General features: G+C 54.0%; 13 protein-coding genes and 3 tRNA genes. 5 read left to right on the top strand and 11 right to left on the bottom strand.

The window, feature by feature from the left end:
- Positions 1-305 precede the first annotated feature (305 nt).
- Positions 306-791 (top strand): hypothetical protein, encoded by a 486-nt coding sequence (locus PVA48_RS09950; RefSeq protein WP_146019585.1) that lies wholly within the window; start codon positions 306-308, stop codon positions 789-791.
- 239 nt (positions 792-1,030) lie between these two features.
- On the opposite strand, the gene PVA48_RS09945 is transcribed toward PVA48_RS09950, so the two are convergent.
- From PVA48_RS09945 to PVA48_RS09935, 3 genes are all read right to left on the bottom strand, one after another.
- Positions 1,031-1,106 (bottom strand) — tRNA-Lys (locus PVA48_RS09945).
- Between the two features lie 36 nt (positions 1,107-1,142).
- Positions 1,143-1,218, bottom strand: a tRNA-Lys gene (locus PVA48_RS09940).
- Between the two features lie 42 nt (positions 1,219-1,260).
- A tRNA-Thr gene (locus PVA48_RS09935) sits at positions 1,261-1,335 on the bottom strand.
- 194 nt (positions 1,336-1,529) lie between these two features.
- Between PVA48_RS09935 and PVA48_RS09930 the strand changes: the two genes are divergently transcribed.
- Both PVA48_RS09930 and PVA48_RS09925 read left to right on the top strand, forming a co-directional pair.
- Positions 1,530-2,027: a hypothetical protein gene (locus PVA48_RS09930; RefSeq protein WP_022396083.1), complete on the top strand. Its 498-nt coding sequence runs from the start codon at positions 1,530-1,532 to the stop codon at positions 2,025-2,027.
- A 113-nt stretch (positions 2,028-2,140) separates the two neighbouring features.
- The gene (locus tag PVA48_RS09925; protein WP_102729095.1) at positions 2,141-2,749 is read left to right on the top strand and encodes a hypothetical protein; all 609 of its coding nucleotides are present in this window, start codon (positions 2,141-2,143) and stop codon (positions 2,747-2,749) included.
- 145 nt (positions 2,750-2,894) lie between these two features.
- Here the strand turns inward: PVA48_RS09925 and PVA48_RS09920 are convergent, their stop codons facing one another.
- Together PVA48_RS09920 and PVA48_RS09915 are read right to left on the bottom strand one after the other, a co-directional pair.
- Positions 2,895-3,680 (bottom strand): SDR family oxidoreductase, encoded by a 786-nt coding sequence (locus PVA48_RS09920; protein WP_180975276.1) that lies wholly within the window; start codon positions 3,678-3,680, stop codon positions 2,895-2,897.
- Between the two features lie 58 nt (positions 3,681-3,738).
- Entirely contained in the window at positions 3,739-4,989 is a 1,251-nt protein-coding gene (locus PVA48_RS09915; RefSeq protein ID WP_102749391.1) for a hypothetical protein, read from the bottom strand.
- A gap of 215 nt (positions 4,990-5,204) precedes the next feature.
- Here PVA48_RS09915 and def point away from each other — a divergent pair, with 215 nt between their 5' ends.
- A complete protein-coding gene (gene def / locus PVA48_RS09910; protein WP_102729097.1) occupies positions 5,205-5,849 on the top strand; it encodes a peptide deformylase in 645 nt (214 codons plus the stop codon).
- A 108-nt stretch (positions 5,850-5,957) separates the two neighbouring features.
- Here def and tdh read toward each other — a convergent pair whose 3' ends face one another.
- Positions 5,958-6,995, bottom strand: a complete 1,038-nt coding sequence (gene tdh, locus PVA48_RS09905; RefSeq protein WP_102729098.1) for an L-threonine 3-dehydrogenase — start codon at positions 6,993-6,995, stop codon at positions 5,958-5,960.
- Positions 6,996-7,256: 261 nt separating this feature from the next.
- On the opposite strand from tdh, the gene glgP reads away from it, so the two are divergent.
- Positions 7,257-8,921 carry an alpha-glucan family phosphorylase gene (gene glgP / locus PVA48_RS09900; RefSeq protein ID WP_423231668.1) on the top strand — a complete coding sequence of 555 codons (1,665 nt, stop codon included), beginning with the start codon at positions 7,257-7,259 and terminating at the stop codon, positions 8,919-8,921.
- Positions 8,922-9,044: 123 nt separating this feature from the next.
- Here the strand turns inward: glgP and PVA48_RS09895 are convergent, their stop codons facing one another.
- The 5 genes from PVA48_RS09895 to PVA48_RS09875 all read right to left on the bottom strand — a co-directional run bounded on the left by PVA48_RS09895 (position 9,045) and on the right by PVA48_RS09875 (position 12,623).
- Positions 9,045-9,818 (bottom strand): ion transporter, encoded by a 774-nt coding sequence (locus PVA48_RS09895; RefSeq protein WP_102729099.1) that lies wholly within the window; start codon positions 9,816-9,818, stop codon positions 9,045-9,047.
- 8 nt (positions 9,819-9,826) lie between these two features.
- On the bottom strand, positions 9,827-10,186 hold the full coding sequence (locus PVA48_RS09890; RefSeq protein ID WP_102729100.1) for an arsenate reductase family protein: 360 nt from the start codon (positions 10,184-10,186) through the stop codon (positions 9,827-9,829).
- 154 nt (positions 10,187-10,340) lie between these two features.
- On the bottom strand, positions 10,341-11,747 hold the full coding sequence (locus PVA48_RS09885; RefSeq protein WP_102729101.1) for an MBL fold metallo-hydrolase RNA specificity domain-containing protein: 1,407 nt from the start codon (positions 11,745-11,747) through the stop codon (positions 10,341-10,343).
- A 251-nt stretch (positions 11,748-11,998) separates the two neighbouring features.
- Positions 11,999-12,298, bottom strand: coding sequence for a hypothetical protein (locus PVA48_RS09880; protein ID WP_146021200.1), 300 nt, complete (start codon positions 12,296-12,298; stop codon positions 11,999-12,001).
- A 133-nt stretch (positions 12,299-12,431) separates the two neighbouring features.
- The gene (locus PVA48_RS09875) at positions 12,432-12,623 is read right to left on the bottom strand and encodes a hypothetical protein (RefSeq protein WP_146021201.1); all 192 of its coding nucleotides are present in this window, start codon (positions 12,621-12,623) and stop codon (positions 12,432-12,434) included.
- Between the last annotated feature and the right edge of the window lie 18 nt (positions 12,624-12,641).

Raw genomic sequence — 12,641 nt, 5'->3', positions numbered from 1 at the left:
CATTATATTCACGAAGAAAAGAATCTATAATAAATTATATCATTTTCATATTAATCTATAGTTGCGCATATAGCATCATTTTCATAATGTCTTGCATGAAATTTTTTTCATTATTAATTATAGTAGGAATCTATATAAATAAAGGAAGTTATTTAAATTTTTTGTAATGGAAATTTATAAATCAAAAATGCCTCAACCGCCAATCAAGTAAATTTTTAAAACTAAATATAAAATGAAATTTCTGACAGCAAATTTACCATATACAACATTGGAAGAAAATTACTCATAAAATATCATCATATTAAGTGAAAAAGAATCTACTAAAAATATATTTTCTGATTACATTGGTTATTTTAATCATTCCGGCGACTATTTTATTTACAAAAAGCAATTGTGCCCATATTCAAATAAAATCAGAATCCGGAGATATTGTTTTTTCCGATGATGTATCATTTAATCAAAATCCGTATTTTTTGAATTTTGATTCCGACAACATCCGGGATTTTCTAGGAAAAAATGATATTGGAGATACGGACAACATAATCATTTATAATAACGATCATGTCATTTACCGGGGATATAAGGGATATCTGCGGTCTTTGAACGATTCCAAGCAATGGGGACTTCCCGGAAGATTCATTAAAAACGGCACCGTATTGACGGACATGTTTGCCGTCTCCACTTATTACAATGGACATGTTTTCAAAGAACCGTATTCCAAACAATATTTTCTTGAAATGTCATGCGTGAATGAAAACGATCCTTTCCCCATGTACGGAGAAAATCAATAAGAACGGCATTCGCATGGAATTTTTTATGTTGCCGTTATTAAAACACTAAATGTAATTTCCAAGAGATTTCAACACCTGATTTTAAATAACTGCCTGTCCATATTATCGTGCATGCTTGCACCGCCCGAAAAGAGGCTTGGCAGGGCAAATGAGAATCGGAAAGAACAAATCGTTTTTTCAACGTTCCCTATCAAACAAAAGTCCGGCTTTGCCATCAGCAAGCCGGACTTAAAAAGAGATGGTACCCCGTCACGGGCTCGAACCGTGGACAAACTGATTAAGAGTCAGCTGCTCTACCAACTGAGCTAACGAGGCACTGGAATGGCGGCGTTCCTTGCAGGAACGACCGGATGGTACCCCGTCACGGGCTCGAACCGTGGACAAACTGATTAAGAGTCAGCTGCTCTACCAACTGAGCTAACGAGGCATGTATCCGGCAGTTCCCCGCGACAAGCTCCAACTCTGAAGATGGAGCCACTGGTCGGAATTGAACCGACGACCCACGCATTACGAATGCGTTGCTCTACCCCTGAGCTACAGTGGCATCGCGAGAAGCGCGGAAGCAAGTAACCATAAGAGCCCCCTTTTAGCAAGTCTTTTTTGCAATAAGACCGTTTTTTTACGCCTTGAATCCGGAATAGAAGCCAAGTACGGCAGGTGACAGTAGAAGAGCTTGCATAGGAGGGGGAAACATGGTGGAGTTCATGTCCTCAAAGAGCTTTTCTTTCCCTACTTATCATGAAGGCATATTACATTTTCCAGCAGGCGGACGAAGAAACGATCAGCAACATTCTGGACTGGATGCGCAACCAGGAACGCGCCATTTACCGCGCCGCCGTGCGTGAACTCGGCGCCCTGAAAAAATTGCGCCCGGAATTCATCCAGCGCAAGCCCCTTCAGGAGCAATTCTCCTTCATCCAGAAAATGCTGGCGTGGAAACCCAGCAATGAAATCGGGGACCACCTGCTCCAGGTCTGGCTTCTGCGCAAGCATCAGGACATGCTGATTACTTTCCTGAATACGCTGGACATCCCCCATGACGGCAACGGCATTGTGAACGAACTGCCGGAAACGCTGGACAAGGAAAAACTCGCCAAGGCCGTGGACGAATTGTTTGAAAAATACCCTGCCGGCGTAGCGTCCGTTTACCTCCAGATGTTCCAGCTCCAGACGGAAGACGGCTGGGACGAACTGGCCGAGGTCCTGGCGAACGACCCCCGCGTCACCATTCGCTGACTTTTATCATTCTGCTCCCGTGAAGGGAATATTGGAGCCGCTCCGGAAAAGAGCGGCTCTTCTTATTTTATATTGACTGTCAGTCAGTATACTGCTATCCACGGCAGTACCCCATGAAACGTTTCCTCCTGCTGCCGACGGCATTCCTGCTGCCGTGCGCCTGCATTTCCGTCAATACGGCCGCCCAGACGCTGAACGCCGGAACCGTTTACCGCAACTGGGAACTGGATGACCGCGCCTATGTGAAAAACGGCTTCGTTTACATCAAAGCCGTTCAATGCGATCAGCGCAAGGAAACTCCGGTCATCGGACCGCCCATGGCCCAGTCAGACTTCATTTCACAAATGGAGGATATTCCGGGAACGGAAAAGACCGTCTTTTTGCAGCTTAACAAGAAAGACCTTCCCGATCCCATAGAATACAAAGACCTCCTGAGCATGGTACTTGAAGAGAATTTCACCGTTCCTCCCCGGTTTTCCCTGTATGGAGCGCATCAAATTACCCTTCCCTACCTGAACTTGAGCAGGAAAGAAAACGCTTCTCCTACCGTAGCAGCCGTAAAGATCATCAGCGCTCCCTCCACAGGCCGGAGAATTCTGGCGGGAGCACAGAGCTGCGTGATTGACGCCCCCGGTACCGTGATTGCCAATATCCTTCTTATTCCGGTCGGCATTGTCGTTACCCCCTGCCTGGGCATGTATAACCTGTGCTCCGGGGAATGACGAACCAGGCCGTTCCAAACAAAAACTCGCCTCCGCGTTCGTGCCCGCCCTTGCTTCATCCGCATGCGGGCAATGTTTTTCCCGCACGTGTACGTATTCCATGACCCGGGAAACTCCGGATACCTGCCGCAGCCGCCGGCTGCCGTCATGAGGGGACCGTGTCCGGCGGCTCCGGACGGAACGTCCAGCCTTCATCCCCGTGATACACCATCATCCGAGTCATGCCGCCGTCAATGACCAGGTTTTCCGCATTGACGAAGCCGGAGCGGCAGAGGAAGAACACAGCCTGAACGATATCCTCCGGCGTTCCAACGCGCCCGGAAGGATGCTGGAGGCCGTCCTCCGGGGACAAGGCTCCAAAGGCCCCCGTGTCAATCCAGCCGGGGCTGATGCTGTTCACCCGGACGCCGAGGGGCGCGAGGCTCATGGCAAGAGCGTGGGTCAGGGAGATGAGGGCTCCCTTGGCCGCGCTGTAGCTTTCCGTATCCTTCTGGGACATGGAAGCGCGGGTGGAGGCGATGTTCACGATGGAAGCCCCGCGGGAAAAATGATCACGGAACAAAAGGCTGAGCAGGTAGGGGGCAGCAACGCCCTCGCGCAGAACTTCATTAAAGTCCTCATAAGAGCAGCCGGAAAGAATACCGTGGCGGGTGATGCATGCATTGTTTACCAGGACATCCACCCGGCCGAAGTGCTCCAACACTTTTTCCGCAAAAAAACGCACGTCCTCTTCCACCCCCGCATCACCCGTCACGCAGAGATGGCCTTCTCCCGGCAATTCTTCCAGCAGGGAGGCCGTTTCCTCATGCTTCACATCCAGCACCGCCACGCGTGCGCCTGCTGCGGCGCAAGCCTTCGCAATGGCGCGGCCAATGCCGCCGGCTCCGCCCGTCACGACCACGGCACTTCCGGAAAAATCAACATCCATCATGGGCAGATTGTCCCGTGCCGACGCCGGATGTCAATAGGCGCTTTCCGGCATGCAGCCCTCAGTGCGTGTACATCACATAGCGGTAAAAGCCCATGGCGCGGGAAAGAAGAGGGGAACGGGTCACAACATCCGTCTCCACGATAAGATGGGCCATGGTACTGGAAACGGCCATTTCCGCTTCCTCCGCACGGCGGCTGATGCGTTCCAGATCCCTGGTTTTTACCTGGTTCATGCGGCCGGATTTCTGAAAATCATCCACGACGTAGCGCAGCCTTTTCAGCCTGGCCACCACTTCCACCAACTCCATGGCGCGCTGGTCCGCCGTTCCGGTATCCTTAATGCCGCGCAGGAGATGCTGGATTCTTTCCAAACACAGGCAGAACTCCTCCATGGTCATGATGGGATCAGCCCAGAATTCCTGAAAATCCACCAGCCTGGGCTGTTCCATCTCAAGCCCCACCACTGCTTTCTGCATGGACGGGGAATCATACATTCTGGCCGTCACCAGCTTCAGGAGCGCCCGGAAAGCGCGTTTGCGGTTCTCGTCCGCCCTTCTCCTCATCTTCTCCAACCCGTCGTGGCAATGCCGTTCAAAACCGGGGAGCCATTCTCCGTACTCCTGCTCCAGCCGGGTGATATTGTCCATCTGTTCCCTGACCATGCGCCCCTGAAGGGCTACGGACATGGCATAAGCCTCCGCAGCCACCTTGTTGTCAATCCCCTCCAGCATGTCCACCATGGTGGCGTACTGCTCCAGATACGCTTTCAGGAACGGCAGTATCCTGTCGTTCAAATACTGGGCCATCCGTTCGTCCGTCAGGCTGAGACCGTACTTTTCCAGATCATCCCTGATGACGGCGGAATCGTAATACTTGAGTTCATGAAGCTTCAGCATCGCCTGCATCATCCGGTCGCGGGCCTTGTCCACGCGCTCCCGGAGAATGGAATGGAAGGAGGGGTGAACCTCCCGGGACTCTTCATGCACGCGCGGATTCAGAATCATCAGCCGCCCGCAGTTCATGTTGTAAAGCTTCAGCCTGTCCGTCAACCGCCCCAGTTCCACCATCACGGCCTCTCCCGCAGCCCGGTCCTGGATGGAAGCGACCAGATCCGTCATCTGCTCCACGTCCTTCAGGCGCAGGGAAAGCAGTTCTTCATAGGATTCCACCGGGGAAAGCTTTTCAGCCTCCTTTTCCTCCGCAGCCCTTTCCCCTTCCTCCTTGTCCCCGCAGGAACACAGCGCCAGCAAACACGCGCCTCCCAACAGCGGCAAATTCAGGAACAGGGAAAAACGGGAACTGAGTTTCATGAGAAAGCGGCGTTGATGAGGGAGGCTCTGGAGCCCGGCCCGCATCGTGGCAACATGGTTACCGTAAGAAAGCGTCCCCAAAGTTCAAGGCCTTTTCATTTCATCCGGAAAAAACATTCCCGCATTCTTGATGTGCGGAAATATTCTTTTAAATATCATGAACACTCTCCCGAACCCGGAGGTCACACCTTATTACCAACTCCATCCTATCCGCCGTGATTCTTGACATTCTTCAATACGGACACCCCCTTTTGAGGGAGGAATGCAGCCCCGTGGTTCATATCAACAAAGACCTTCTTTCCTTCCTGGACGACATGCAGGAAACCCTGGCCCAGGGGGGCATAGGCCTGGCCGCTCCGCAGGTGGGAAGGGCCATTCAGATGGTCACCATCAATATTCCGCCCACGGACGCCACTACTACATGGCTGGAAGTGGACGGACGCCCGGCCACGCTGGCGCAAATCATGCCCTTGAATTTCATCAATCCCGTCCTCCACCCCTTCGGCAGGAATGTGCCGTACCGGGAAGGCTGCCTGAGCATCACCAAGGTGTATGCGAACGTCCTGCGCCGCTCCTGCGTGAAGGCCATCCTGACCCTGATGGACGGACGCACCGTGACCATCAAATGCAACGGGCTCCTGGCGCGCTGCCTGCAGCACGAGGTGGACCATCTTCAGGGAGGCCTGTTCACGGACCTGGTTTCCCCGGAGGACCATGACAAGGTGGTGCGGAGGCTCCGGCTGACCCATCCGGACGCCTTTGAGGAAGACGACGACAGCTACGCCCGCCGCATGAAGGAGGAACGCCGCGCCCGGGCCCGAGATGCCCAAACGCCACCCACGCCCAGAAAAACCGCTTGACGCTCCGGGAGCAAATCCGCTCCCGCCTATCCTGTGCCTTCTTAAAAAATGCCCCGGCGTTCCATCTGGAAGCCGGGGCATTCGTTATACGGTAAAAAAGCGGATAAATCAGACAATCCAGTCCAGAACCACCTTGCCGGACTTGCCGGAATTCATGGCCTCAAAGCCTTCCCGGAATTCCGTGTAGGGCAGGCGGTGCGTAATGATGGGCGCTATATTCAGGCCGCTGCGGATCATGGAATCCATCTTGTGCCAGGTTTCAAAAATTTCACGCCCGTAAATGCCCTTCATTTTCAGCCCCTTCCAGATAAACTTGTTCCATTCGATGCTGGAGCCGTCCGGCTGGATGCCCAGCAGGGAAATGTTGGCTCCGTTCCGGGAATTGTCGATGATGTCTTTCAGGCAGGACGGGGCGCCGCTCATTTCCAGGCACACGTCAAACCCTTCCGTCATTTCCAGCTCCTTCATTACGTCCTCCAGTTTTTCACGGGTCACGTTCACGGTACGGTCCGCGCCCAGCGTCTTGGCCAGGCTCAGGCGGAAATCATTGATGTCCGTGATAACCACCGTCTTGGCTCCGGCCTTCTTGCAGACGGCGGCGGCCATGCAGCCGATGACTCCCGCGCCCGTAATCAGGACGTCTTCCCCCACCATGTCCCAGGACAAGGCCGTATGGACGGCGTTGCCCAGGGGGTCGAAGATGGAGGCGATCTCCATCGGAATGCTCTTGTGGATGCGCACCACGTTGTCCTGGGGAATGGAGAGGTACTCCGCAAAGCAGCCGGGCCTGTTCACGCCCACGCCCTTCGTGTTCGGGCACAGGTGCTTCTGGCCGGAACGGCAGCTCCGGCAGTGGCCGCAGACGATGTGGCCTTCTCCGGAAACAATCTCCCCGGGCTTGTATTCCGTCACGGAAGAGCCTACGGCTTCAATCACGCCGCAGAACTCATGGCCCACGTGCATCCCCACGGGAATGGTCTGCTGGGCCCACTTGTCCCAGTTCCAGATATGAAGGTCCGTGCCGCAAATGGCTGTTTTATGAATTTTAATCAGGACATCGTTCGGGCCGACTTCCGGCATGGGAACATCCATCAGTTCCAAACCGGGGCCTGCCTGCGTTTTTACAAGAGCTTTCATGCCCCTCATTCATGCTCTTTTTCCCCTGCGGCGGCAAGCTCAAAATTCATTTCCGGAGCACTGGAAAACAGGGGCCGGAACAGGGCGGCACGCCCTTCCCCGCCCGTGCCGCTCCGGCACGGAAAAACCACGGAAAGGATTCTCCGGAAAGGCATTCCTGTTCAATCAACAATTCAGACACACACGCATTTTGCCCTTTCCAATATTGCCGAACCATGATACCAAGACATACAGGTTCACCCGTTGAACGCTTACTCCATTTACAGAATCATGGCGAAATCATTCTTACCCACCATTTTTGAACATCCGTATGAAATCGACCCCAAATACGGAAAAAGCGTAGCGTACTTCTCCATGGAATACGCCATTGACAATTCATTCAAAATCTATTCCGGCGGCCTGGGCTACCTGTCCGGCTCCCACATGCGCAGCGCCCATGACCTGCGCCAGAACCTCGTAGGCGTCGGCATCCTGTGGAGCTACGGCTACTACAACCAGATCCGGGCGGAAGACGGCTCCATGGCCACGCAGTACATGCGCAAGAACTACCCGTTCCTGGAAGACCACAACATCAAATTCCTCATCCACGTCTGCGGCGCGCCCGTCTGGGTGAAAGCCTACTTCCTGAATCCGGAAACTTTCGGCACCGCCCCCATGTTCTTCCTTTCCACGGACCTGGAGGAAAACGACGAGGAAAGCCGCAACATCTCCCGCCGCCTGTACGACGCCAACGGCTTCACCCGCATCGCCCAGTACGTGCTGCTCGGCAAGGGCGGCGCCCGTCTCTTTGACGAGCTGGGCATTGAACCGGAAATCTACCACCTGAATGAAGCCCACGGCCTGGCCGCCGCCTTCCATGTGCTTGCCAAGACCGGCAGCGTGGAGGAAGTGCGCAAGCGCTTCGTCTTCACTACGCACACCCCGGAGGAAGCCGGCAATGAAAAGATGGACGTGAACACCATGAACACGTTCTCCTTCTTCGACGGGCTTTCCATGGAACAGGTGCGCGCCGCCGTAGGCCTGACGGACAACACGTTCAACTACACGCTGGCCGCCCTGCGCCTTTCCCACATCGCCAACGGCGTTTCCAAGCTCCACGGCGAAGTTTCCCGCCAGATGTGGAAGGACTATGAAGGCGTGTGCCCCATCATCCACATCACGAACGCCCAGAACCAGAAATACTGGCAGGACCCGGAACTGGCGGAAGCCTTCCAGGCCCGCAACAAGGAGGCCTTCATCCGCCGCAAGCGCGCCCTGAAGAAAGCCCTCTTCCGCATGGTGGGGGAACAGACGGGCCGCGTCTTTGACCCGAACTGCCTCACCATCGTCTGGGCGCGCCGCTTTGCGGCCTACAAGCGTCCGGACCTGGTCACTGGCAATCCCACCATGTTTGAACGCATGCTCCAGCGCACCAACTATCCGGTGCAGTTCATCTGGGCAGGCAAACCCTACCCGATGGACCACGGCGCCATTGAAATCTTCAACCGCCTGAACGACATGACGGCCAAGTATCCCCGTTCCGCCGTGCTCACCGGCTATGAACTGGGCCTGAGCCGCTACCTGAAGAACGGCTCCGACGTGTGGCTGAACAACCCCGTAGTCACCCGGGAGGCCTCCGGCACCTCCGGCATGTCCGCCGCCATGAACGGCTCCATCTCCGTCTCCACCAATGACGGCTGGATCTGTGAATTCGCCAAGGACGGGGAAAACTGCTTCGTCATTCCGGAAGCGGCTCCCCACCTCTCCCCGGAAGCCCGCGACCGCTCCGACCGCGACAACTTCTACAACATCCTGGACGACAAGATTCTGCCGCTTTACTACAATCACAACGACAAGTGGATGGACATTGTCTTCAATGCGATGACGGATATCTACCCCGAGTTTGACTCCGACCGCATGGCGGACCAGTACTACACGGAGATGTACAACAGCTAGGAAAAACTTCTTTCCCGCTTTCATGCAACGGCCGCCCTTCCCTGTGGAAAGGCGGCCGTTCCTGTTCAAGCCTGTTTCAAAAATCCGTGGAACGGAGCTGAACGCCCCTTAGGAAGGTGCAGACTATTTGGGTTCCTCCTCTTCACCGCCGGATTCAGCCGCGGTCTTGTCCGCAGGGCGCTTGCGGCGGTGCGCGAAAACGTTCTCCTGCTGCCACACGCGGGAAAAGGCGGACGTGATGAGCCCCGTGGAAATGGCGATGATGGACACGGCAATGAACATGATCACCCCGGTAAAAATGCGTCCCATGGGCGTAATAGGCACCAGATCGCCGTACCCCACCGTGCTCAGGGTCTCCACGGCAAACCACAGGGCGTCAAAAAAGGAGCGGAACTTCTCCGGCTGGGCATCGTGCTCCGCAATGTAAATGCCCAGGGACGTGACGTACAGCATAAACAGGATCACGGAAAAGAACAGGAAGAACTCATCCCGGATCAGGTAAAAGGCCTTTTTAAAGCTGGCTGCGGTTTGATTAAACCGGGCCAGCTTGAAAATGGCCAGCACACGGACAATCCGCAGGGAATAAAGAATCTGCCAGTCCGCCCCGAAAAACATGCCCAGGAACGGCACGCAGACAATGAAATCCAGAATGCCCATGCCGCTGAAGATATAAGCCTTCCGCGGCTTGGCGCACAGCACCCGCAGGATATACTCAAACACAAAGAAATAGCTGATCCAGTAATTCACCTTGGCCGCAATCCGGCCTACCAGCGGATGAACGTCCGGAATGGCATTCAGCGTGTACAGCATGAACCATACCAGAATCAGCACCCTGACGACGTTCTCCCAGGGGCCGAAATTGGCTGCGCCTTGCTTGGTGCGGGTAATCAGGGGCATGGCGGGAATCAGGAATGAAGGGCGGCTTTCCACTCGTCAGCCTTGAAGCCGACGCAAATCCTCCCGTTGGTGATTAGAATGGGGCGTTTGACCAGCATACCGTTGGTAGCCAGCAGAGCCACCTGCTCCTCCAGGCTCATGCCGGGAAGCCTGTCTTTCAAATTCATGCTCTTGTACAGCAGGCCGCTGGTATTGAAAAACCTCTTGGACGGCAGGCCGCTCTCTTCAATCCAGGTCCGGAGCTCCTCCGCCGTGGGGTTTTGCTCCACAATGTGGCGGTCCTCATAGGAAACGCCCTGTTCATCAAGCCATTTTTTGGCTTTCTGGCAAGTCGTGCACTTGGGATATTCAATAAACAAGGAAGACATACCTGCACGCTAGCCCCGTAAACACACCGGGTCAAGCGGCCAGCACAGCCATCCTGCCGTCATGACTTGATTGGAACACGCCGGGCGCCTCCGCCATGAAAGGCGGCAAACCCTGAAAGAAACCGCAACAGGAAGGCCCCGGCGCTCCGGAACGTCAAAGCACCATGGCGCTTCCCAGTTGCGCGATGGAAACGGGATTGGGCTGCCGCTCCCTGAGCGCCTCCGCCAGGGCGCGGGAGGCCTTCTCCTCCCCGTGCGCCAGAATGATATTTCTCTTGGGCCCCCCGGTCTTGTCAAAATATTCCAGCAGCTCTCCATGGTCCGCATGGCCGGAAAAGGAGTCCATCTCCCGTATCCTGGCCCGGACAGTGTACTGCTTGCCCAGGATGGGAACCTCCTTCCACCCGTCCATGATCTTGCGGCCCAGCGTATGCTCCGCGCAATAGCCCACAAAAAGGACCGTATTCTTCGGGTTGCCGATGTTGTTCGCCAGATGGTGAAGGATGCGCCCGGCCTCACACATGCCGGAGGCGGAGATGATGATGGCCTGCCCGTTCATCTTGTTCAGATCCTGGGATTCCCCCACGGAACGGATAAGCCGCAGCTGTTCAAAACAGAACGGATCCTTTTCCCGGAACAGAAAATCATACACCTCCTTGTTGAAGCACTCCGGATGAATGCGGAAAATCTCCGTGGCGCCCACGGCCATGGGGCTGTCCACATACACGGGCAGCAAAGGCAGCGAACCTTCATGATAAGCCCTGTTCAGCAGGTAAAGAAGCTGCTGGGTGCGCTCTACCGCAAAGGCGGGAATGTAAACGCGGCCGCCCAGGTCCAGGGCCTCCCTGATCACCCTGCAGAAGGCTTCGTCATCACGGGAGGGGGCCTCATGGAAACGGCCGCCGTAGGTGCTCTCCATCAGCAGAATGTCCACATCCGGAACGGGCACGGGATCACGCAGGAGTTCATTATCCCCCCTGCCCACGTCTCCGGAAAACAGGAAGCGCTTCTTCCGCCCGTCTTCCCGGTCCTCAATATCCAGGCACACCTGCGCGGCGCCCAGAATATGGCCCGCATCATAAAACGTGAGCGTCACGCCCGGAACGACGGGGATGGAGCGTTCATACCCGATATTCACGAACTGGCGCATGCACCGTTCCGCATCCTGTTCGGAATAAGTGGGATAAATCTCCGGCTGCTGAATGCCCCGGCGCTTGTTCATCTTATTAATGAACGCGCAATCGTGCTCCTGGATGCGGGCGGCGTCCGCCAGCATGAGCTGGCAGAGATCCCGGGTTGCAAACGTACTGTAAATATTCCCCTGAAACCCCTGCTTCACCAGATTGGGAAGATTGCCGGAATGGTCTATGTGCGCGTGGGAAAGAACCGCCGCGTCCACCTCCGCCGGAGAAAAATAGGGAAAATCCTTGTTGATGTGCCAGGCTTCCTCACGCCGCCCCTGGTACATGCCGCAATCCAGAAGAATCCTGCTCCCGTTCACCTCCAGCAAATGCTGGGACCCCGTCGTCGTACCCGCCGCGCCGCAAAAATGAATTTTCATTAATACATGTGTACAACAAGCCCCCGGCCAACGCAAGAAATCAGTGCCTTCCGGGATGATGAATTTCATGTGTCCGTGCTCACAATTTCAAGTTCCCGGCATTGGCTCTCACCCATCACAATTCTTCATGCCCACGCTGCACGTTTTCCTAAAACATTCTTACACCGCACAGGGGAACCCCAGACTGGGAAAAGCAAAAAGCTGTTCTCTCAATTCTGAGAGAACAGCCTGTCAACAATGCTATTGGCTCCTCATGAAAGTCCAAGAGCAAAGACAATCAAAAATGGAAGAAACCATAAAATAGATAAAGCCACAGCTATAATAAAATCCATCTTCTTTTTATCTTCAATAAGTCCACATACCCCCCACAACAAGCTAAGAATAGGACCTCCAACCATTATCAACCCAAAAAACATCATGGCCAATTCAGTCAAGTTGCTCAAATCCATCCATTTTGGAAAACCATAAAAACGGACTCCCACGCTCGTTCCGCACAAAAGCAATGTAATGATCCATGATGCTAGTACAGGATAGTATGATTTTATCTTCATTTTTAATAGGATGCTTTTAAACAATCACAAAGGGCATTTTTGATCTGGTTGCCTCTTTCTCTTAAATCTTCGTCATTCACCCCAGGATTTGTGACATAATCTGGATCCTTCTGCTTTTGTGCTCTTACCTTTTTTAGATAATCATCAACTCCTTGACGAAAAGCGTTTGCATGAATCTGATCGCGCTGTAATTTTCTAAAGATTTATCTTCATTACGTGGAAAAACTACACCATTTTCCGCATAGGTCAAATCATCTATGACATGACTCAAGATGATAGCTGAAAATTCTATAGCTCCTTCATCTGTCAAAATTCGTTGCTTCACGTCTCCTGGTTGTATGGC

It is taken from the genome of Akkermansia sp. JRP_AM1 (assembly GCF_049262625.1).
In the GTDB taxonomy this organism is placed as follows: domain Bacteria; phylum Verrucomicrobiota; class Verrucomicrobiia; order Verrucomicrobiales; family Akkermansiaceae; genus Akkermansia; species Akkermansia massiliensis.
The sequence above is the reverse complement of the archived record's forward strand: the minus strand, read 5'-3'. Positions and strand labels throughout refer to the sequence as shown.

What these genes read in the sequence shown, in the direction of transcription:
- PVA48_RS09895 (WP_102729099.1), bottom strand. Translation starts at nt 9,818, where the DNA reads ATGCCCCTGATTACCCGCACCAAGCAAGGCGCAGCCAATTTCGGCCCC.
- PVA48_RS09885 (WP_102729101.1), bottom strand. Translation starts at nt 11,747, where the DNA reads ATGAAAATTCATTTTTGCGGCGCGGCGGGTACGACGACGGGGTCCCAG.
- glgP (WP_423231668.1), top strand. Translation starts at nt 7,257, where the DNA reads ATGGCGAAATCATTCTTACCCACCATTTTTGAACATCCGTATGAAATC.
- PVA48_RS09890 (WP_102729100.1), bottom strand. Translation starts at nt 10,186, where the DNA reads ATGTCTTCCTTGTTTATTGAATATCCCAAGTGCACGACTTGCCAGAAA.
- PVA48_RS09925 (WP_102729095.1), top strand. Translation starts at nt 2,141, where the DNA reads ATGAAACGTTTCCTCCTGCTGCCGACGGCATTCCTGCTGCCGTGCGCC.
- PVA48_RS09920 (WP_180975276.1), bottom strand. Translation starts at nt 3,680, where the DNA reads ATGATGGATGTTGATTTTTCCGGAAGTGCCGTGGTCGTGACGGGCGGA.
- tdh (WP_102729098.1), bottom strand. Translation starts at nt 6,995, where the DNA reads ATGAGGGGCATGAAAGCTCTTGTAAAAACGCAGGCAGGCCCCGGTTTG.
- PVA48_RS09930 (WP_022396083.1), top strand. Translation starts at nt 1,530, where the DNA reads ATGAAGGCATATTACATTTTCCAGCAGGCGGACGAAGAAACGATCAGC.
- PVA48_RS09915 (WP_102749391.1), bottom strand. Translation starts at nt 4,989, where the DNA reads ATGAAACTCAGTTCCCGTTTTTCCCTGTTCCTGAATTTGCCGCTGTTG.
- PVA48_RS09880 (WP_146021200.1), bottom strand. Translation starts at nt 12,298, where the DNA reads ATGAAGATAAAATCATACTATCCTGTACTAGCATCATGGATCATTACA.